Raw genomic sequence first — 21,701 nt, forward strand, 5'->3', positions numbered from 1 at the left:
AATGACACAGATAAGCCTTAAATTCTCTATTAAGCTAGTAAATACGCAAAATGAGGAGAATTGAAATGCAGAAACACGCTTTGATTGTCGGTATCAGTGGGGTTAATGGTCGTGCATTGGCAGAAAAATTATTGCATGAAGGCTGGCAGGTCAGCGGTCTTTCGCGGGGACGTGGCGCCGTTCCAGAAGGTTGCGCCAGCCTGACCGCTGATTTAACTGACGAAACTGCCGTTCGCGAAGCATTGAAAGATGTGAAGCCGGATGCCCTGTTTTTCAGCGTTTGGGCACGTCAGGACACTGAAAAAGAGAATATCCGCGTCAATGGTGCGATGGTGCGTAACGTGATCGAAGCGTTAGGCGATCGCCTAAAAGGCGCGCATGTTGCACTGATCACCGGCCTAAAACACTATCTCGGCCCGTTCGAAGCCTACGGTAAAGGCGCGGTGCCGGTCACGCCATTCCGTGAAGAGCAGGGACGTCAGCCGGTTGATAACTTCTATTACGCGCAGGAAGATGAAGTGTTTGCGGGTGCGGAAAAATATGATTACCGCTGGAGCGTGCATCGTCCGCACACCATTGTAGGTTACGCATTGGGCAATGCGATGAACATGGGTCAGACGCTGGCCGTCTACGCCACGCTGTGCCGTGAGAAAGGTTGGCCATTCATCTTCCCGGGTTCGCCAGAACAGTGGAACGGTGTAGTCGATGTGACGGATGCAGGTTTGCTGGCAGAGCAGCTGCTTTGGGCCGCGACATCGCCTGAAGCGGCTAACGAAGATTTTAACTCGGTCAACGGTGATGTGTTCCGCTGGAACTGGATGTGGCCGCGTCTGGCTGCTTATTTTGGTGTTGAAGCGGCGGATTATCCGGCGCAGATCATGCCGCTGGAGAACCGTATGCAGGAAGCAGAAGCGGCATGGACAGAGATCGCCACTCGTTATCAGCTGCGTGAAACCGATATCAACAAACTGGTTTCGTGGTGGCACACCGATGCAGATCTAGGCCGACCAATGGAAGCGTTCACTGATATGAGCAAAAGCCGGAAAGCGGGCTTTACCGGTTATCGCAGCTCGCTGGATTCATTCACCGAGCTGTTCGATAAGCTGAAAGAAGAGAAAGTGATTCCGCAGTAATGACGTTATTCGCGGGCTGTCTGTTCGCAGCTTGTCTGACAAGCTGTCATGACGTTAATAGTCATATAAACAGTTGATATATAGCGCAACGGGTGACGCATTATGCGTCACCCGTTTTGCTTTATTCTGCGCTGAACACCGTGCGTTTACTCCTGATTTCATCCCCACGCTTTACGGCTAACGCCGATTTCCTCTCTTAAAAGATATTACCTAAGCTAATTATTTCGACATCTTTTTAGCTCAACCTGCTAGCGGCAAATCATAAAAGCTCAAGCGAGTAAAATGGCGTTATATCAATTTCGCAATAAGATATAAGAAATTCATTGGTTGATAAGTGACCGACATTATTGACTCTTTTAATAGCGAAGAGGATTATCCAAAACCTTGCTGTTTACTATCCATTTATTGGATGTTGAGTGTTTGATAATGCAATTTATCAATAATAAAAAACCTCACTATCAGTAGGTTATTCGCTGTTTTACTTAACGCGATCTGGCTTAACCAATGTCAGTTTAGAAAGGGATACCATTCAATGACGCATACAACATCAGCAGGGCAAAGTGGCCTTGCCACGCTGGAAGCCCAGCTTCAGCAAGACCTGACATTCCTTGAACTGCCCGCCAAAGCGTGGGTGCCCGAGCGGACTTACCAAGGCAATGCGGTGCGTGATGTTGTGGTTATTGGGGCTGGCATGTGCGGGTTGGCAGCCACAGCAAAGCTGGTGCTGAGCGGCATTAACAATGTGGTTGCCTATGATGCCGCACCTGCGGGTCGCGAAGGCCCGTGGATCACTTTTGCGCGCATGGAAACGCTACGCTCACCCAAAAGCCTGCATGGCCCCGCGCTGGGTTTACCTCAACTCACGTTTCGCGCCTGGTTTACCGCGCAGTGGGGAGCGGAAGCCTGGCAAGCACTGGACAAAATTCCCAAAGATCAGTGGATGGATTATCTGATTTGGTATCGCAACGTGCTGGATCTGCCGGTACAGAACAACGTGCGCATGACCGCGATTGCCTTCGTGGACGATCTGATTGCGATAGATATTGAAGGCGCAGAAACCGGGCGTGTTTATACCCGTCGACTGGTTCTGGCGACAGGCCGCTCGGGTTTAGGCGGCTTTGCTGTGCCTGAATTCCTTCAAGGCATTGACCGTCAGTTCTGGGCGCACTCAGCCGATGAGATCAATTTCGCTGCCTTGAAAGGTAAGCGTCTCGCCGTCATTGGCGCTGGGGCTTCTTCTATGGACAATGCGGCCACTGCACTTGAAGCGGGGGCAGGTTCTGTTGATATGCTGATCCGCCGAAAAGCGATGCCACGTATCAATAAAATGACCGGCATTGGTAGCCAGGGCGTGGTGCACGGAATGCATCAACTGCCTGATGCGTGGAAATGGAAATTTGTCGACTACACCGCGACAACGCAAACGCCGCCGCCTCGCGCCTCGACGCTGCGCGTATCTCGCCATGCCAATGCCCGTTTCTTGCTGGATTGCGGCATTGTTGCGGTTCACCAAGATGAGAAAGGTCTGTTGATCGACACCACGCAAGGGGCGATGCATTACGACTTTCTCATTGCAGCAACGGGTTTCTCAAATGATTTCAGCGGACGTGCGGAGTTCGCTGCCCTTGCGCCGCACATTCGTACCTGGGCTGATGGTCGCTACACGCCAGATATGGGCGAGCCCCGTAGCAATATGCTGGAAGCGCCCGATCTCGGCCCGGCATTTGAGTTCCAGCAACGCGTTGCTGGTTCCTGCCCGTTGCTGGCGCACGTCCACTGCTTTAACGATGCGGCGATGCTCACACACGGCAAGGTTTCAGGTGATATTCCCGCTGTAAGCGCCGGAGCCGAGCGGTTAGTGCGCGGCATCACCGCCTCATTGTTTGCCGAAGATGTCGAAACCCATTTCTCCAACCTGGTCGCTTACGACATCCCTGAACTTCAGGGCGACGAATGGACTGATTCAACCCCTTTAATTAAACAGGAGAATGCGTTGTGATCGACGCTATTGATAAGGCCGCTGGGCTTTCACAGGAAGACGCGCTTTTCCATGCACGTCGGTTCCGCCCAGAATTTGTAGCGGGCGCAGAGCAATGTCGGCTTTCAGTGCTTGAACCCGCAAATGATCACGGACTCGCGTCCGATCTGCGTATTGCGTTAGCGCATCGCATTGCTGCTCTTAATGAAGATCAGGCGTTGATTGCTGAATATGGCGCACAGCTTACCGCGCTGTCACCGACAGAAACATTGCAGGCGCTGGCCGCAGGCACACAAGACTTGCCTGAGCCGTTGGCAACCGTTGCGCGGCATGTTGATTTGGTAACGGTGACGCCAGATCAGGCAGCAGCAGATGATATTAAGCGTCTTGAGCAGGCGGGCCTGAATAATGCCCAGATTGTCGCGCTCTCTGAACTGATTGCATTTGTGAATTTCCAGACACGCGTTGCGGCTGGCTTACGCCTGATGAGGTCAGCATGATCCCCTTAGTTAGCCTGAAACCGTTGACCTGGCATCCCTATATCGCGCCGGTTGAACTTGCCGAGGCCACGCCCGAGCAACTTAATGCGATGAAGGTGACGCCTTCTAACAAGAAGGTCTCAGAATATGTGCGCACGCTGGCACATGACCCGGACAGCTATGTGGCTCGCACCGAATTATTTAACGCGATCATGTATGTCGAAGGCGGCCTGGCGCGCGCTGACCGTGAGCTGGGGGCGTTAGGCGCTTCCATCGTCAATGGTTGCAAATATTGCGCGGTTGTTCACGCCCGCCGCCATGCACAACTGACCAAAAGCGATGAAGTGGTCAGCGCGCTCTATTTCAATAAACCCGAAACGCTTAACGCACGCGATGCGGCTATTTACCGTTTTGCCCGTCGCCTTTCGGTGACACCGTCACAGGCAACGCCAGAAGATATTCACGCGCTGCGAGCAGAAGGCCTGGACGACAACGAAATACTCGACCTGATTCATGCTATTTCGATTTTCGGTTGGGCTAATCGTTTGATGCATGTACTTGGCCATGCAGAGATCGAAAAGTGATCTTTCTTCCCGTCACCGTTCGAACCGCGAAGGCGCTGGCTACGCATCTGATCCCATTCCTAAGGGTGAACACGCTGGCCGCCTCTCTGCCATTCGCATTATTTAAGCCAGGTAGGGCAAATTCAGTCGCGTTAAACAGAGTTTCTCACGCAAAAGGGCGTCAATAACCATGCTTGAACTCAATGACATTACACTGTCGTACGGCAGCAACCAGATACTCAAAGGCGTCAATCTTTCGGTAAAACGCGGTGATGTGGTATCAATCATCGGCCCAAGCGGAACCGGGAAAACCACGCTGCTGCGCTGTATCAATTATCTGGCGAAGCCAACGTCCGGTACCATCGCCTTGGACCAAATCCGCATGGATTATCAGTCCACCAACAAAGCGGCAATCAACGCTATTCGCCTGCGAACGGCGATGGTGTTTCAGCAATTCAACGTCTTCAAGAACATGACGGTGATTCAAAACGTGATGGATCCGCTGGTCGTGGTGCAGCGCAAGTCTAAAGAAGAGGCGCGCGACATTGCGATGCAGGAGCTGGAGCGCGTTGGGTTGTCTGCCAAACAAGATCACTATCCTTCGCAGCTCTCTGGCGGGCAGTTGCAGCGCACCGGTATTGCGCGTGCGCTGGCAGTTCGCCCCGATGTGATCCTGTTTGATGAGCCGACTTCCTCATTGGATCCTGAACTGGTCAGTGAAGTGCTTAAAGTGATCAAAGAAGTGACATCTTCAGGCATCACGTCATTGCTGGTCACGCATGAAATGCAGTTCGCAAAAAGTATCTCAAACCGCATTGTCTTTATGGATCAGGGCGTGGTCGCTGCAGAAGGCAGCCCAGCCGAGATTTTCGACAACCCTGCGACACCGCGACTGGCTCAGTTCCTCAGTTCAGAACGCGTACTCTAAAAACTAAAAAGGAAAGACAGACATGCCTGCAATCAAAACCACATTACGTCGCCTTGCTATGCCGGGCATCATTGCCCTGGCAATGACCACCGCTGGGTTTAGCTACGCAGATAGCGTGCGTACCATTAAAATTGCCACGGCGGCAGAATCTAAGCCGCTGTCATGGGGCGCTATCGGCGTTGAGCCACAAGGCTATGAGCCGGATGTACTTAAAGCGGTCAACGCTAAACTGCCGCAGTACAAATTTGTAATGGAGGGGCCGCCGATCTGGCACAAGAAACCGGCCTTGTTACCGGCAAATATGACATGGTCTCCGGCGGTTATTACAAAGCGCCTGCGCGTAGCAAACAGTTCCTGATCCCAGATAGCCCAATCGGTGCCAGTCTGATGAAGATCTACAGCCGTAAAGACAGCAACATCAACGGGATGAAAGATCTGGCAGGCAAGAAAATCGTGCCGGTAACTGCAGGTGGCGGCGTCTATAAATTTGTTACTCAGTGGCAGAAAGAGAACCCAAGTGATGAGGTCACTATTAAAGCCTCAAGCGCCGGTATTCCTTATCCAGATCGCCTGAAAGAAGTGCAAAGCGGCAAGTATGATGCCCTGATTCTGCCCTCTAACCTGGGTGAGCAGACAGTGATTGATAATCAGAAACTGGCGATCAAAGCGAGCGAACCGGTATCAATCAATAACACCTACGTGATGATTCATAAATCAGATGAAAACAAAGCGCTGAACGATGACGTTAACAAGGCGCTTAAAGAGCTGAAAAATGATGGCACGCTGGATAAGCTTTCACAGAAATGGTTTGGCGAAGACGTTGTTCGGTACATGAAGTAATCGATCCGCTTAACATCACAGAGTCGATGATGACAGGTAAACGCTGAATTTTTAATCAGGAGTGTTTCAAGTGGATCTCTCTTCCATGATTCCCGAGCTACTTTCGGCTTTGCCGCTGACGCTCGCCATTATGTTTGTCGCCTTACTCGTCGGCTTTGTGCTGGCGCTGGTGGCGACAACATTCCGGGTACGCAGGATTGCGGTGATTAGCCAGCTGGCCGATCTCTATGTCTCCTATGCCCGAAGTGTTCCCGTGGTGCTGCAACTGTTTGTGGCGTTTTACGGTTTACCGCTGGTGACAGGATTGTTCGGGATGGACGATTTCCTCTCGGCGACAACAGCCTCAATGGTGGGATTGAGTCTTTACCACGGCGGCTATTTGTCTGAGGTGATGCGTCCAGCATTTTTGGCGGTTGAGCGCGGTCAGCATGATGCCGCCGACAGCCTCGGCTATACCTTTCGCCAAAAGCTTACCCGTGTTATCGGACCGCAGGCGGTACACATTGCTTTACCGGGTTACGGCAACGCCATTATTTACCTGATCCACAATGTGGCGTTGGTGATGTATATCGGCGCGGCGGATGTGATGGCAACGGCGCATTTGATTATGGAACGCGACTACAACCAATATCAGTTTGGTACTTATCTGGTGTTGGCTGGTATCTACTCATTGCTGTGCTTGATCGCCTGGATCATTGTGCGTTTCTTCGAGCTTCGCCATGCGAAATACACCTCGAAAACCGCGTCAGCGAAGATCAAATTCACCGCAAACGTCTAAAGGGGAAGCCATAATTATGTTCGATATTGACGTTTTGCTGCCGGACTTCCTCAGCATTATGGAGGCGGTGCCTGTCACGTTGGCGATGGCGGTGACGATTTTCTCTTCTCAACGCTGGTTGGCGGCCTGTTTGCGTTCATTGAACACAAACGCATTATGGTGTTGCGACAGTTGGTCATTACTTACAAGATCGCCTTTAAAGGCGTTCCGATGGTGGTGGTGATTTTCCTTGCGTACTACGGTTTGCCGCCCGCACTGCATTTTGTGGCGTCGATGTTTGGCGTGGACGTGAATGCGCATTCGTTGCCGAACTGGGTGATCATTATTGTCGCGCTGACAGCCTGTGTTGCAGCGTTTCAGGCTGAAGTGGTGAAGGGCGCATTGAACTCTTTTGATGCCGGTCAGGCTGATGCGGCTCACTCTTTAGGTTATACCCAAGCGCAATTGTTTCGACGCGTGCTGTTTCCACAAATTATCGTCGCGGCTATTCCTGACCTGGCAAACGCGTTCATGGTGATCATGAAGGCACTTTCGCTGGCATTCGCCATTGAGGTGATTGATATCTTTGCGCAGGCACAGTTGACTGCAGCATTAAATTTCTATTATCTCGAAGCCTTTGCGATTGCGGTGGTGTTCTACATGGTTATCGCTTACATCGTGACAAAAGCCGCCGATAAAATTGAAGCAGCGCTCAGGGTCAGAACCTGATGGGGTTAACCCCTGTTTAACGCAACGTTGTTACAGCCCGGCAGGTGTCGGGCTGTGACGCTTTCAGCGGTAAACTCACTTTCTTTCGCCATCAAGCGGTAAGGGTCGTCGCAGGATTTCTACAAAAATGATGGTTTACCCTATGATTGCCGTGAATTCTTTTCGCCAGGACATGTTTTCTGAATGACAACGTTACATGATTTGGATTTGAAACAGCTGGAAGCCTTTGCCGCAGTGATTTCTACCGGCAGCGTCACGGCTGCGGCCAAAGCGTTAAACCGCTCTCAACCTGCTGTTACGCGCTTGATTAAAGAGCTGGAACAGTCGCTGGGATATCTGCTCTTTATCCGTAATGGACCGCGTATTCACCCCAGTGAAGAAGCGTTGCAACTGCATCAATATGTGCAAAAAGCGCTGCAATCACTGCAACAAATTCGGCTACGTGCGGAAGAAATTGGTCATCAACAGCATCGCCCGTTGAGTATTGCTGCGACACCTGCCTTGGCCGCCGGGCTGCTGCCCCAAGCGTTGGCAACATTGGATCTGCAAAACAAAGTGCAGATTATTAGCGAATCTGCCGAGCAAACGGCGCACGCGGTGATTACGGGCGAAGCGGATATCGGCCTTTGCAGCCTGCCGCTGGAACACCATGCGATGGATTTACACTGGATTGGGCAGTCGCGCTGTGTGGTTGCGTTACGTCACGATGATCCTTTAGCGAAAGAGCCGCAGCTTACGCTGACTTGCCTGGCAGGACGTCGTCTCATTGCACCCTTGAATCCGCTACGTTTGCGAGGCCGTTTCGAAAAGGCGCTGAAAAAACTCAAGGTTGCGCCTCATGAAATGATTGAAACCAATTCGTCGGCCAATATTCTTGCCTGCGTTCGCGCCGGGCTGGGCGTGGCGATTCTTGAACCGGTAACGGCGTGGGGGATTCCGCTGGAAGGCGTCACGATTGTTCCGCTGGAAGAGGATATTCCCTATTTCTTTGGCGTTATCACGCAGCAAAATCGACAGCTGCCGGTCGCAGCGCAAGCCTTGATTGGTGCCCTGGAAGATGCCGCTGCAGCGCTGCTGCCCGCTTTTCAGCGTCTGACTGCGGCTGAACACCCTCGGGTCATGAGATGGCTCAATAGCGATGAATGATCAGGAAGAAATAAAAAAGGTCTGAGTTGGACTCAGACCTTTTTAGCAATTCAGGCTGTGCCGTCTGCCGTCAAAGGTGACGTTTAGACGGCATCGGCTTCATTCCTTCACTTAACGCATTTCGCACACAGATTACGCTCAATGTGTTGGAAGAAATCATTGCCTTTATCATCGACCAGAATAAAGGCAGGGAAGTTTTCCACCTCAATTTTCCAAATTGCTTCCATTCCCAGTTCTGCATATTCAACGCATTCCAGGCTTTTAATACTTTGTTGAGCCAACACCGCTGCGGGGCCACCAATACTGCCTAAGTAAAAGCCGCCGTGCTTATGACACGCATCCGTCACTTGTTGGCTGCGATTGCCTTTTGCCAGCATCACTTTGCTACCGCCATGCGCCTGAAGCAGGTCAACGTAGGAGTCCATGCGACCTGCGGTTGTTGGGCCAAGCGAACCTGAAGCATAGCCTTCTGGCGTTTTGGCTGGACCCGCGTAATAGACCGGATGATCCTTGATGTATTGTGGTAAACCTTCACCGTTATCGATACGCTCTTTTAACTTGGCATGAGCAATGTCACGCGCCACGATGATGGTGCCGGTCAGCGAGACGCGGGTAGAAACCGGGTATTCAGAAAGCTGGGCCAGAATCTCATTCATCGGACGATTGAGGTCAACGTTAACCACATTGCCTTCGCCTTTCTGACGCAGTTCTGCGGGAATATATTGGCCGGGATTGTCTTCGAGTTTTTCAATCCAGATACCGTCGCGGTTAATCTTCGCTTTGATATTACGGTCGGCAGAGCAGGATACGCCCATGCCAATCGGGCAGGATGCGCCATGACGCGGCAAACGCACCACGCGAATATCGTGAGCAAAATATTTGCCGCCAAACTGCGCGCCTAAACCAAGACCTTGCGCCGCTTCCAGTAATTCCTGCTCAAGCTGCACGTCACGGAATGCCTGGCCGTGCTCATTACCTTCAGTGGGCAGAGAATCGTAGTAATGCGTTGAGGCCAGTTTCACGGTTTTGAGGGTACTTTCAGCAGAAGTGCCGCCAATCACAAACGCAATGTGATAAGGCGGGCAGGCTGCGGTGCCCAGCGAGCGCATTTTTTCGACCAGATAATTTGTCAGCTTGCCCGGAGCAAGCAGCGCTTTGGTTTCTTGATAGAGATACGTTTTGTTGGCCGAACCGCCACCTTTTGCAATACAAAGGAATTTATACTCATCGCCATCCACGCTGTAGAGATCAATCTGCGCGGGCAGGTTGGTGCCGGTATTCACTTCTTTATACATATCCAACGCAGCATTCTGTGAATAGCGCAGGTTGTCTTCAATAAATGTGTTGTAAACGCCCTGCGACAGCGCGGCTTCATCGCCACCGCCGGTCCAGACGCGTTGACCTTTTTGCCCATGATGATCGCGGTGCCGGTGTCCTGACAGGTGGGCAGAATACCTTTGGCGGCGATCTCAGCATTTTTCAAAAACTGCAGCGCCACATATTTATCGTTTTCGCTGGCTTCCGGGTCATGCAGGATTGAGGCAACTTGCTGCTGATGCGCAGGACGCAACATAAAGGAGGCGTCATGGAACGCGTGTTGGGCCAGCAGCGTCAGCGCCTGAGGATCAACTTTCAATACATCCTGACCATCAAATTCGGCAACTGAAACGTGATCGCTGCTCAGCAGATAGTATTCAGTTTCTTCATGGGTAAGTGGAAAAGGGTTCTGATAATAGAAAGGCTTATTCGACATTTTATGCTCACTTAATGATCTGCTGCTTCGTTCTCTCTTGTCGCAGAAGAAACAACACCATTGGCAGAATGAAATCTTTTATTATCTTGCCAGCCGCCGAGGAGATGACGGGCTGGCAAGTGTTGGAATGGTATAATACAAGCCGTTGATCTACACGCTTTTGTATCGCGCTTTTAGAACATCCACACCATCCATGGATAACCAATCAGCATCATGGCGGCCAGGAAGATGGCACCGAAAATAGTGCCCAGGCGCCAGTAATCTTTGGTTGGCAGGTAGCCGCTACCGTAATAAATCGGGCTTGGGCCGGTGCCGTATGGGGTAATAATGCCCATCACACCCAACGACGTAACCATCATCAAACAGAAGACGGGCATGTTGATACCTGGAATTGAGGCCGCGATGGTCAACATGGCAGGTAACAACGCGGTGGTATGTGCAGTGGTGCTGGCGAACAGGTAGTGCAGTAAGAAGAAGGCGATCATGAGCATTACCGCCGCGACTTGTGGGTCGAAGCCGCTCAGCAAATGCCCACCTTCTTTACCCAGCCAGGCGATAAATCCAACGCGTGCTAAACCATCCGCTAACGCGACCAGCGTGGCAAACCAGGCAAAGGTGTTCCAGGCCGGTTTGTTACTGGTGATATCGTTCCAGTTCAGGACGCCGGTCCACAGCATCAGTACTACCACCAGCAGCGCAGCCATAGCCGGTTCAATCCATGCTGTTGCGAAAATCCACATCAGCAGTGCGCAAACGACGAAGATCAGTAACAGAATTTCGTTGCGTGACAGACGACCCAGTTTTTCCAGTTCACTGCTGGCCCAGCGCGGTACTTCATCGTTGATTTTGACTTCTGGTGGATAGAACAAGTACGCCAGTAAAGGCATGGTTAAAATCAGCAAGATACCCAGCGGCAGGAAGGCCAGGAACCAGGTTCCCCAAGAGATTTCAAATCCAATGATGCTTTTTACCAGCGCCAGCGCCAGCAGGTTAGGGGCTAAGGCAGATAAGAACATAGAGCTGGTGATACATGCGGCAGTGATAGCAACCCACATCAGGTAAGAGCCAATTTTACGGGCGCTTGGGTCGTTGGGTTTAGAGCCGTAAAGTGGAGGAAGGTTAGCGATAATGGGATAGATAGTGCCGCCGCTGCGTGCGGTATTAGACGGCGTAAACGGTGCGAGCAGCAGGTCAGCGAAGGTAATCGCATAACCCAATGTCAGGCTGCGACGTCCCAGATACTTCACTAAAATCAACGCCAGCCGACGACCAAACTGCGTTTTGTCATAACCTGCAGCGAACATAAAGGCACCGAAGATCAGCCAGACGGTTGAGTTGCCGAATCCGCTGACTGCCCACTTAAAGGCTTGCGTTGCCGTTTTGAATGTCGGATCAGCCAGTTCCGCCGGACTAAACAGCAGCCATTGGCTAAACAGGGCGATGACCACCACACCGGTTAACCCAATGACCGCGCCGGGCAGCGGTTCAAAGATCAAACCGATAATGACGCCCACGAAAATAGCAAAGAAATGCCAGGCGTGAGGTTCAAGTCCCGCAGGGACCGGAACGAGGAGTAACAGAACAGCGACTAAGACAGGAAGAAACAACATGATATAGCGTTTTTTTGCCCGGTTGCAGCAGGTGCCGCTTTTGGGGGTTCACTCATCGTTGATAGTGGTTTCATAGTTTTGGTCTACAAGTTGATAAGGATGCGGTTTACGCCACGATAGTTCGCTAACATTTACTTTAGTTTCTTTTCTGATTATTTAGCGGTTTAATCGCGACAGGTGAAGTATTTCATTTTTTATTTCCCAATTGCTGTGAAGCTGTTTATTGGGTGGATGAGAATATTTTGCGATTTATATAATTAATGATTTTGATCTAGATCAAGAAATAATTAATGACGTTTTCTTTTTTAACAGGCTTCATTCTTTATAACGTGAATTTTAGATGCATTAAATCTATTGCAGGCTGAGATTAGCCAGAAACTTTATTTTTGTATGGTCTTACTTATTTATAACTTATTGTTTTATAAATATATATTTAAATTGTAAATGAAAGGTTGATTTTTGTCAACCTATGGTTAACAATTAAGTAAAATATTATTTTTGCAAAGAAGCAATAATTAACTCCAAATAATTAAAAAGTTAAAAAACTAAATTTATCGATTATATAGCTAAAGAAATTGGTATATTTACAGCATGACATCGGACCACTTTATTCTTTGAGAAATAGCGTCCGCAAAAGAATTCAAGGTTTTTTAATTTTTGGAGTCGATCATAAATGAATACGCTCACCCCGATCCTCAATCCTCTTACGTTGCCAAACGGTGCCGTGCTTAAAAATCGTCTTGTCATGGCACCCATGACGACCTGCACCGGTTTTTATGATGGAACCGTCACCAGCGAATTAGTGGAGTATTATCGTTGCCGCGCAGGCAGCATTGGTACCGTGATCGTTGAATGCTGTTTTATTGACACCAAAGGCCCTGCGTTTCCCGGCGCTATCGGCATTGATAGCGACAACAAAATACCTGGATTAAAGCGCATTGCTGACGCGATCAAATCGGAAGGTTCACTCGCCATTTTGCAGATTTACCACGGCGGCCGCATGGTCGAACCCGAGCTGATCGGCGGCAAAAAGCCGGTAGCGCCAAGCGCCATCGCTGCACCGCGTGAAGGGGCTACGACGCCACAAGCGTTAACAGCAGAAGAAGTCGACGTGATGATCACCAAATTTGGTGATGCCGTTAACCGCGCCATCAAGGCCGGATTTGATGGCGTAGAAATTCACGGCGCAAATACTTATCTCATCCAGCAATTCTACTCGCCAAACTCCAACCAGCGTGATGACAAGTGGGGCGGCAGTCGCGATAATCGCGCCCGCTTTCCGCTGGAAGTACTCGACATTACTCACAAAATGGCAGACCGCTTCGCGCACAAAGGTTTCATCATTGGCTATCGATTCTCGCCAGAAGAGCTTGAAGTGCCCGGTATTCGTTTTGACGACACGATGTATTTGCTGGAGAAACTGGCGGCGCGCGGGCTGGATTATGTGCATTTCTCTGTCGGACAACTGCTGCGACCTTCCATTGTTGATACCAGCGACCCTACACCGTTGATCACCAAGTTCCGCGCCATGCGTTCAGAAACGCTGGCGAAAGTGCCGGTGATCGGTGTCGGCGGCGTGTTGAACAAAGCGGATGCGGAGTCTGCGCTGGAACACGGTTTTGATTTGGTCGCGGTGGGTAAAGCCTGCATCGCCTATCCCAACTGGGCTGACCGCATTATCAATAATGAGCAGCTTGAACTTTACATCGACAGCACCCAGCGCGAGGCACTGAACATTCCTGAGCCGCTGTGGCGCTTCTCGCTGGTGGACGCGATGATTCGTGATGTCAGCGACAGCGGTCGCAAATACAAAGCGGGCGTTTATCAGGAAAAAGTTGAGGCGGAAGCGCTGAAGCTGAAAATCAACGTCACGCTGGATACCGACCGTATTACCGATATTTCGCTGGTGCCTGATGATTCGCTGGATGTTGATTTCACCACCACTTTTGAAAGCTTGCGTACCCGCATGTTGGTGGCAAACAGCCCACATGTGGATGCCATCACCGGAGCAACTACGCAAAGTGAAGCGTTGAAAAAAGCGGTTTCTCGCGCCATGGCCACCTCCAGCAAAGAGCACGTGATTGAGGAGGGCGGTAATCCTGCGGCACCACAAAACTATGATGTGGTGATTGTCGGCAGCGGGGGTGCAGGTCTGGCTGCGGCGATTCAGGCGTGTGATGAAGGCGCGCGCGTCGTCATTATTGAAAAAATGCCTACCATCGGGGGCAACACCATCAAAGCATCCGTTGGCATGAACGCAGCGGAAACCCGTTATCAGAAACTCAGGGGCATTGAAGACAGCAAAGAGCTGTTCTATGAAGAAACCCTTAAAGGCGGCAAATTCAAAAACAATCCGGTGTTGTTAAGAGAATTTGTTGAACTGGCCCCTGAAGCGATTGACTGGTTAGCTGATCACGGCATCGAACTGAACGATATCACCATCACAGGCGGTATGAGTATTGACCGTACGCACCGTCCAGCTGACCGCTCTGCGGTGGGTGGCTTCTTGATCAGCGGATTAGTGAAAAACATTAATAAACGTAACATTGAGGTGTTGTTAGAAACGTCAGTCGCTGAAATCCTGTATGAAAACGGCGCGGTTGCTGGGGTGAAGGTTGTTGATGAGTATAACGACAGCCGTATCCTGTATGCGAAAAGCGTGATTGTGGCGACGGGCGGGTTCAGCGCAAACCGCGAAATGGTGGTTCAGTATCGTCCTGAGCTGGATGGCTTTGTTACAACGAACCATAAAGGCGCCACCGGCAGCGGTATTGCTATGTTGCAACGCATCGGTGCAGATACCGTGGACATGGGCGAAATCCAAATACACCCCACCGTTGAGCAGACCACGTCTTATCTGATTTCTGAGTCTATTCGTGGCGGCGGGGCCATCTTAGTCAGTCAGGCGGGGCAACGCTTCTTCAATGAGATGGAAACGCGTGACAAAGTCTCTGCAGAGATCATCGCGTTACCGGAAAAAAGTGCCTGGATTATCTTTGATGAACAGGTTCGTCAAAACAATAAAGCCGCTGACGAATACATTGCCAAAGGATTCGTGAACAGCGCGCCAACTGTGCAAGAGCTGGCGGTGAAGCTGAATATGGATCAAAACGCCTTAAAAGCGACGCTGGATCGCTACAATCAGTTTGTGATTAAGCAGAAAGATGAAGACTTCAACCGTACTACTGCGCTGCGCCATCCGCTGAATGAAGGCCCGTTCTATGCAATTCGCATTGCACCGGGTGTGCATCACACAATGGGCGGCGTGACGATCAATCCTGATACCGCCGTACTCGACAGCCAAAAACAGGTGATCAACGGTGCCTGGGCTGCGGGTGAAGTGGTCGGTGGTATCCACGGTGCTAACCGCATTGGCGGTAACGCGGTGGCAGATATTATCATTTTCGGTATTCTGGCGGGACGTAACGCTGCGGCTTTCGCCCGACGTTAAACGCCAGCTGTGCCCATGACAACATGGGCACAGCGCTTTTCAACGCTTAAGCAGAGGCGATCATGTCAACAAGCGACGCAGTCTATGCTTACTCCGCTGTATTAATGGGCTCGCCCATTCAGCTCAAACTCTTCGATCATAATGAAACCCTGGCCAGAGATGTTTTCCGTTTAATCAAGCATCAGGAAAATCTGCTTACGGTAAACCGCACGCCCTCGGAAGTGATGAATATCAATCTGGCTGCAGGTCAGCATCCGGTTCAGGTTAACCCGCGTGTTTTCGAGCTGATTCGCTGTGCCAAAGCAGTCAGCTTGCTACCCGGCAGCATTTTTAACTTCACCATCGGCCCAGTAGTAAAATGTTGGAGGATTGGTTTTCAGGGCAACAGTGTACCGCCAGAAAGCGAACTGTCGGCTTGTCTGACGCGCTGTGATCCGCATGACGTGATAATGGATGAATCAACGCATTCCGTATTTTTAGCGAAAGAGGGAATGGAGATTGATCTTGGCGCGATTGCAAAAGGCTATATTGCCGATTGCGTGCAGGGCTTTCTGCGCCAGCAAGGCGTTACGCGCGGATTGATTAATCTGGGCGGCAACGTACAAACCTTGGGCGAGCCTGCTGATCAACAAGGTTGGGCGATTGGCCTCAAAAAGCCTTTTGCCGCAACCGATGCGTTGATTGGTGTGATCACAGTAGTGAATAAATCAGTGGTGACGTCAGGCGTGTATGAGCGCTATTTCCAGGTTAATGACCAAATTTATCATCACATTCTGGATGCTAAAACGGGCTATCCGCTGAACAATGAATTACTGAGCGTGACCATAATCTCTGATCGTTCAATTGATGGCGATATCTATACCACGCTGTTGTATGGCATGGGTGTCGAAAAGGGCATCGCGTATCTTGCCGAACACGCTGACATAGAAGCCATTTTCGTCACCCGTGATCAGCGCGTTATCTGCTCATCACAACGCCACTTCAATTTTGAGTTGCTGGATCATCAATATCAGTTGAGCTGTTTTACTGACAATAATGCTTGAGTAAAGAGTGATATTCCGCTTGCAGACGATAGCGATAAACCGGCCTGCCGGTGGCACCGTAATGAATAGTGGTAAACAGAATATTTATTTCAGCAAGCCAGATCAGGTATTTACGACAAGATACGCGCGAGATATTGACTTCCGTTGCCAGCTCATCGGTGGAAAATTCCGTTCCGGGATGCGCATCAATCCACTGACATAACGTGCGAAGCGTTTGCGGCGTAAGCCCTTTGGGCAAGCGCTTTTGTTCGTTGGTGGCGGGAGGATTACCATGAATCAGCTGATCCAGCTCTGCTTGCTGATAATAGTGTTGGTTGTCCATCTGCACACGTTTTTGCCGCCAGTTGGTTAACGCTTCTTCAAAGCGCGAAAACTGAAACGGTTTTATCAGATAATCCACCACGCCATAGTTCAGCGATGTTTTAATGGTCGCTGCATCGGCCGCTGAAGAGATAATAATGACATCAACCGGGCGCTGAGAGCTGCGCAATTCTGGCAGCAGATCCAGACCGTTTTCCTGCTGCATATAAATATCCAGCAGGATGAGATCCACGGGTGGATCGGTTTGCATTAATCGATCTTTCGCTTGTTGTAAGGTCGACGCGGTTCCACAGCAAGTAAACCCTGCAACCTGGCCGATATAGCAGCGATTCAGCTCTGCGACCATCGCATCATCGTCAACCACTAACACATTGATCATGAAACTTTATTTCCTTTATCCCACGGGAGTTGTACAAAAAATTGGGTATACACGCCCGGTTCTGATTCGACGCTGATATTCCCGCCAAGGCTCTCTGTTTGCTGTTTAACCAGAAACAGGCCCACGCCACGATCATCGCCTTTTGAGGAGAACCCTTTCTCGAAAATAGCGGTTTCAATCTCAGCCGGGATGCCCGGCCCATCATCACTCACTTCACACGACAACCAACCACGCTGGTAATGCAACAGCAGGTGTATCTCACCTTCCTGTTGTTGATCCAACGCTTCGAGCGCATTCTCGATCAAATTCCCGATAACAGTAATCAATACCGCTACCTGCTGTTCACTGCCGCTGTCAGGCAGATAACTGGCATCGCTGAGCATCAAACGATGTCCCTGATCCGAGGCCCGATTTATTTTACTTAACAGAAAGCCAGCAATGACCGGTGATTTGATGCGTTGTAGCAGCGAACCAATCTCCGTTTGATAATTATTCGCGGTTTTTAAAATGTACGCTTCCATCTGCGCATAATTTTTCATATGCAGCAGGCCAAGAATAACATGCAGCTTATTCATAAATTCGTGGGAGCGTTCCCGCAGCGCATCGACATAGTTTACCATGCCGTCCAGACGCTGCATCAGCTGGCTGATTTCGGTCTTGTCACGGAAGGTACACACCGCGCCAATAATGCGGTCACGGCTACGAACCGGCACGGTATTGCTGATCATGATCCGACCCCGCACGTTCAACTCTTCATCGTGCCAGGCTTTGCCGCCATGCAGCGCGTCTCGCAAATGATTCAGCATCAGGGAGTTTTCGGGCACGCGATCGCCGCTAAGCGGGGCTTCAATGGCTGTTTCACGTAGCAATTGCTGCGCGGCCTGATTGATCAACGTAACGCGCGCCTGTTCATCAACGGCAATCACGCCTTCTTTGATCGAATCGAGAATCGCCTGACGCTGCTCAAACAAGCTGGAAATCTCATGAGGCTCCAGACCCAGCAAAATACCTTTCAGTCGCCTGACAAGAATGAGTACGCCAAGTAATCCCACCGAAGCGCCAAGCAAAATGGTCCAGAAGATATTCCAACGACTTTTAGAGATCTGCGCCGACACATCGCTAAGCGATATACCGATCGCCACCACGCCAATTTGCTGATGCTGCGCGTTAAAGACGGGCGTAAAAACGCGTAATGCCTCAACCAGCGTGCCGTGATTGACCGAGATATTTTCATGACCGCCCAAGGCGGGTAGCAAATCAGCGCCCTTAAAACGCTGATTAATTAAGGCTGTGTTGGGGTGCGAATGGCGAATGCCGTTCATGTCAGTCACCACCACAAACAATAAATCGTTGCGCTTTTGTACGGCTTTGGCGATAGGTTGAATCATGCTCTGGTCAGCAGATAGTGTTAACCCTCGCTGGATTTGAGGATCGTCAGCTAAGGTGCGCGCAACGGCCAGCGCTTTATCTTTGACGTGGGAGCGGGTGAAATTATCTATCTGAATAAAATAGAGCAGATGAACGCTAAGCAGCACCGTAAAGATCACTGCCACCATCATTAGCGTGGTCAGGGTGCTAAGTTTCATTGGACGTTTACGTCCCGGTTTACGCGGCAAAGAGGGGTTCATGGCAATGCTTCAAAGTAAAAGGGTGAGTTCATTTTAACGTTGTGAAACATACGCGATGAACCTTCATCAGTATAGGCTTGCGTTGCAGCTTAACAGGGATAAGACTCGTCTTAACCAAAGAAAGTGACGCATTACAGCGTACATTATTTTGTAACTAAATAAATAAGTGGCATTGTTTTTTAATTAATTAACTAAAAACAAATCAACTAATAAGTAACAATATTTTAAACTTCGCGGACTTTTTTTAACCACAACCGTTAAATTGCAGACCGTAATGATTAAATCAACAAAAGTACTTCCTTCGCTTTCCCTTTTGGCTTTATTAGTGACATCTGCCACGCAAGCTGCAACCACACCAGAAAAAACCGATGTCCTGTTAATTGGCGGCGGCATCATGAGTGCATCATTAGGCACCTGGCTTGAAGAGCTGCAACCAGACTGGAAACAGATCATGGTTGAGAAACTCGACGGTGTTGCGCTGGAATCGTCTAATGGCTGGAACAATGCAGGTACCGGCCACTCAGCGAACATGGAACTGAACTACACGCCAGAGCGTGCAGACGGTTCAATCGACGTCAGCAAAGCGCTGGAAATTAACGAAGCGTTTATGATTTCTCGTCAATTCTGGACTGCGCAGGTGAAAAGCGGTGTGTTGAAAAATCCACACTCTTTCATCAACTCAACGCCACACATGAGTTTTGTTTGGGGTGATAACGTTGAATTCCTGAGCAAACGCTATGAAGCACTGCAGAAAACTGTGCTGTTCCAGGGCATGAAATTCTCTACTGACCATAAGCAGATCGCGCAATGGTCTCCGCTGATTATGGAAGGCCGCGATCCGCAACAAAAAGTGGCCGCAACCTGGACGCCGGTAGGTACCGACGTCAACTACGGTGAAATCACCCGTCAGCTGATCGGTAGCCTGAAGAAGAATGAAAACTTCAAGTTGGAAACCTCTTCTGAAGTTACCGACTTCAAACGCAACGGCGACAATTCCTGGCATGTCACCATCAAAGATGGCAAGAGCGGTGAAGAGCGTGAGGTTGATGCGAAATATGTCTTCATCGGCGCAGGTGGCGGTGCACTGAAGCTGCTGCAAAAAACCGGTATTCCTGAAGCGGATAACTATGCGGGCTTCCCGGTCGGTGGTTCATTCCTGGTAACAGAAAACCCAGTATTGGCTAACCGCCACAACCAAAAAGTGTATGGTCAGGCTTCTGTAGGTGCGCCACCGATGTCTGTTCCGCATCTGGACTCACGTTTCCTGGATGGCAAAAAGGTTGTGCTGTTTGGGCCGTTTGCGACCTTCTCAACCAAGTTCCTGAAAAATGGTTCGCTGTTTGATCTGTTAAGCACGACCACTACCAAAAACGTCGTGCCAATGACGCACGTGGGCCTGGATAACTTTGACCTGGTCAAATATCTGGTTGGTCAGGTAATGCTGAGCGAAGAAGATCGTTTCGAGGCGCTGAAAGAGTACTATCCAAACGCTAAGAAAGAAGACTGGAAACTGATCCAGGCGGGTCAACGCGTACAGATCATCAAGAAAGATGCAGACAAAGGCGGCGTGCTGAAATTGGGCACCGAAATTGTGACCGATCAGCAGAAAACCGTTGCGGCACTGTTGGGTGCATCACCGGGTGCATCAACTGCAGCACCGATCGCCCTGAGTGTGGTTCAGAAACTGTTCCCAGAACAGTTTAAAACGCCAGAGTGGCAGGAAAAAGTGCACAAGTTTGTGCCGAGCTACGGCAAAAAGCTGAACGACGATGCGGCATTGGCGCAAAGCGTTTGGGATGACACCGCAGCAACGCTGCAACTGACCAAACCGCCGGTGATTAACATGACGGGCAAAACCGCGGACGCGCCAGCTGCACCAGCCACTGAGCATAAAGCGGCAGACGCGCAACACGACATGGCGCTGTAATCTCGCGTAAAAATTAATGATGCGGATACGCGGATGATAAATCATTGCTGATGCCGCGAATTAAAAAGTAAAAGGGCTGGTTTTAAACCAGCCCTTTTTGTCTTTATCCCGCAATTACTCTTGGTTGCCGCGCCAGTTCGACCAAGGATCCTCAGCCGATTCATCCGGCTCATCCTCTTTTACATCATCCACTTCATCTAGCGAAGCGAGATAAAGCGCTTCAACCTCTGCGCGCGCCCAAGGTGTTCGGCGTAAAAACTTCAGGCTGGACTTCACGCTGGGATCGCTTTTGAAGCAGTTGATGTTGATGCGTTTGCTCAGCTCAACCCAACCATAATGCGCAACCAGGCTATTCACCTGCATTTCTAGCGTAACGCCGTGCAAGGGATCTTTTGAAGTGTGAGAAGTCATGGTGTATCCAGCGATGTCAGAAAATTTTGCACACCCTAACGGTCAGCGTGCAGATGTGCAAGATTTGCGATTAAAAGCGTGAGGAGAAGTCTTACAAATCGGGTGAGGAACCCTGTTTTGGATAGGTAAAATTAGCGACATAAACTTTGATGCTGCGTTGCAGCACCACGGTAAATCCCGCCTGTAGCCTTCCGTAGAGGTAAGCAACGGCTTTGGCATCAGTAATAGTGAAATGCTGCACGCTCGATTTTTCATCGATTAGGGTACAGCGGTAATCAACCTCAAAAGTGGTGTTATCAACCGGCAAAGAGAAGGTGTTGGCACTGTTGGTGCATTTTTCATTCGCGCTATACGAAATCATAATATTTGACTGCGGATGACCGGGAAAAGCGATGCTAATCATCACGGGTTGTTCATCAGGGGTTTGCGTCATGCCAGTACGCACACCGTTGCTTTCATACCAGACATTATATTGCGTGGCAGAGGCGCTGGTGGAAAGCATCAGCAAGCTAAAGAGAAAGCCAGGAAGAGTCGGTTTGTTCATAACAACGGTTCAGCAAAGAGGATGGCGCATTTGATAGCAGGTTTAAATCCATGTCAATTGGCCGAACAGGCACAATATGGC

At 50.3% G+C, this 21,701-nt stretch carries 14 protein-coding genes and 4 pseudogenes; 12 read left to right on the plus strand and 6 right to left on the minus strand.

Features of this window, described 5'->3' with window-relative positions; all coding sequences use genetic code 11:
• The first annotated feature begins 65 nt into the window (after positions 1 to 65).
• The 9 genes and pseudogenes from KQP84_RS24300 to KQP84_RS24340 all read left to right on the plus strand — a co-directional run bounded on the left by KQP84_RS24300 (position 66) and on the right by KQP84_RS24340 (position 8,553).
• Positions 66 to 1,133: an SDR family oxidoreductase gene (locus tag KQP84_RS24300; protein WP_215848635.1), complete on the plus strand. Its 1,068-nt coding sequence runs from the start codon at positions 66 to 68 to the stop codon at positions 1,131 to 1,133.
• A gap of 532 nt (positions 1,134 to 1,665) precedes the next feature.
• Positions 1,666 to 3,132, plus strand: a complete 1,467-nt coding sequence (locus KQP84_RS24305) for an NAD(P)-binding domain-containing protein (RefSeq protein ID WP_215848636.1) — start codon at positions 1,666 to 1,668, stop codon at positions 3,130 to 3,132.
• A complete protein-coding gene (locus KQP84_RS24310; protein ID WP_215848637.1) occupies positions 3,129 to 3,611 on the plus strand; it encodes a CMD domain-containing protein in 483 nt (160 codons plus the stop codon). The genes KQP84_RS24305 and KQP84_RS24310 overlap by 4 nt, the downstream gene beginning before the upstream one ends.
• Positions 3,608 to 4,174, plus strand: coding sequence for a peroxidase-related enzyme (locus tag KQP84_RS24315; protein WP_215848638.1), 567 nt, complete (start codon positions 3,608 to 3,610; stop codon positions 4,172 to 4,174). The genes KQP84_RS24310 and KQP84_RS24315 overlap by 4 nt, the downstream gene beginning before the upstream one ends.
• Before the next feature lie 169 nt (positions 4,175 to 4,343).
• Positions 4,344 to 5,081 carry an amino acid ABC transporter ATP-binding protein gene (locus tag KQP84_RS24320; RefSeq protein WP_215848639.1) on the plus strand — a complete coding sequence of 246 codons (738 nt, stop codon included), beginning with the start codon at positions 4,344 to 4,346 and terminating at the stop codon, positions 5,079 to 5,081.
• 22 nt (positions 5,082 to 5,103) lie between these two features.
• Positions 5,104 to 5,921: pseudogene (locus KQP84_RS24325) on the plus strand (transporter substrate-binding domain-containing protein).
• Between the two features lie 85 nt (positions 5,922 to 6,006).
• Positions 6,007 to 6,699: an amino acid ABC transporter permease gene (locus KQP84_RS24330; RefSeq protein ID WP_215848717.1), complete on the plus strand. Its 693-nt coding sequence runs from the start codon at positions 6,007 to 6,009 to the stop codon at positions 6,697 to 6,699.
• A gap of 16 nt (positions 6,700 to 6,715) precedes the next feature.
• Positions 6,716 to 7,407 (plus strand): annotated as a pseudogene (locus tag KQP84_RS24335) (amino acid ABC transporter permease).
• Between the two features lie 183 nt (positions 7,408 to 7,590).
• Positions 7,591 to 8,553 carry a LysR family transcriptional regulator gene (locus KQP84_RS24340; protein WP_215848640.1) on the plus strand — a complete coding sequence of 321 codons (963 nt, stop codon included), beginning with the start codon at positions 7,591 to 7,593 and terminating at the stop codon, positions 8,551 to 8,553.
• Positions 8,554 to 8,660: 107 nt separating this feature from the next.
• On the opposite strand, the pseudogene fumA reads toward KQP84_RS24340, so the two are convergent.
• Together fumA and KQP84_RS24350 are read right to left on the minus strand one after the other, a co-directional pair.
• Positions 8,661 to 10,306: pseudogene (fumA, locus tag KQP84_RS24345) on the minus strand (class I fumarate hydratase FumA).
• A 173-nt stretch (positions 10,307 to 10,479) separates the two neighbouring features.
• Positions 10,480 to 11,990 (minus strand): annotated as a pseudogene (locus tag KQP84_RS24350) (anion permease).
• A 599-nt stretch (positions 11,991 to 12,589) separates the two neighbouring features.
• Here KQP84_RS24350 and KQP84_RS24355 point away from each other — a divergent pair.
• Both KQP84_RS24355 and KQP84_RS24360 read left to right on the plus strand, forming a co-directional pair.
• Positions 12,590 to 15,367 (plus strand): flavocytochrome c, encoded by a 2,778-nt coding sequence (locus tag KQP84_RS24355; protein WP_215848642.1) that lies wholly within the window; start codon positions 12,590 to 12,592, stop codon positions 15,365 to 15,367.
• A 62-nt stretch (positions 15,368 to 15,429) separates the two neighbouring features.
• Complete coding sequence (locus KQP84_RS24360) at positions 15,430 to 16,410, plus strand: FAD:protein FMN transferase (protein ID WP_215848643.1); 981 nt, start codon at positions 15,430 to 15,432, stop codon at positions 16,408 to 16,410.
• On the opposite strand, the gene dcuR is transcribed toward KQP84_RS24360, so the two are convergent.
• Together dcuR and KQP84_RS24370 are read right to left on the minus strand one after the other, a co-directional pair.
• The gene (dcuR, locus tag KQP84_RS24365) at positions 16,391 to 17,110 is read right to left on the minus strand and encodes a two-component system response regulator DcuR (RefSeq protein WP_215848644.1); all 720 of its coding nucleotides are present in this window, start codon (positions 17,108 to 17,110) and stop codon (positions 16,391 to 16,393) included. The two genes, KQP84_RS24360 and dcuR, sit on opposite strands and share 20 nt — an antisense overlap.
• Entirely contained in the window at positions 17,107 to 18,738 is a 1,632-nt protein-coding gene (locus KQP84_RS24370; RefSeq protein ID WP_243079184.1) for a sensor histidine kinase, read from the minus strand. The genes dcuR and KQP84_RS24370 overlap by 4 nt, the downstream gene beginning before the upstream one ends.
• A gap of 274 nt (positions 18,739 to 19,012) precedes the next feature.
• On the opposite strand from KQP84_RS24370, the gene mqo reads away from it, so the two are divergent.
• Entirely contained in the window at positions 19,013 to 20,665 is a 1,653-nt protein-coding gene (gene mqo, locus KQP84_RS24375) for a malate dehydrogenase (quinone) (RefSeq protein ID WP_215848645.1), read from the plus strand.
• 114 nt (positions 20,666 to 20,779) lie between these two features.
• On the opposite strand, the gene KQP84_RS24380 is transcribed toward mqo, so the two are convergent.
• Positions 20,780 to 21,076 (minus strand): VF530 family protein, encoded by a 297-nt coding sequence (locus KQP84_RS24380; protein ID WP_215848646.1) that lies wholly within the window; start codon positions 21,074 to 21,076, stop codon positions 20,780 to 20,782.
• 91 nt (positions 21,077 to 21,167) lie between these two features.
• Positions 21,168 to 21,620 (minus strand): hypothetical protein, encoded by a 453-nt coding sequence (locus KQP84_RS24385; RefSeq protein ID WP_215848647.1) that lies wholly within the window; start codon positions 21,618 to 21,620, stop codon positions 21,168 to 21,170.
• Between the last annotated feature and the right edge of the window lie 81 nt (positions 21,621 to 21,701).

This window comes from Candidatus Pantoea bituminis (assembly GCF_018842675.1).
In the GTDB taxonomy this organism is placed as follows: domain Bacteria; phylum Pseudomonadota; class Gammaproteobacteria; order Enterobacterales; family Enterobacteriaceae; genus Pantoea; species Pantoea phytostimulans.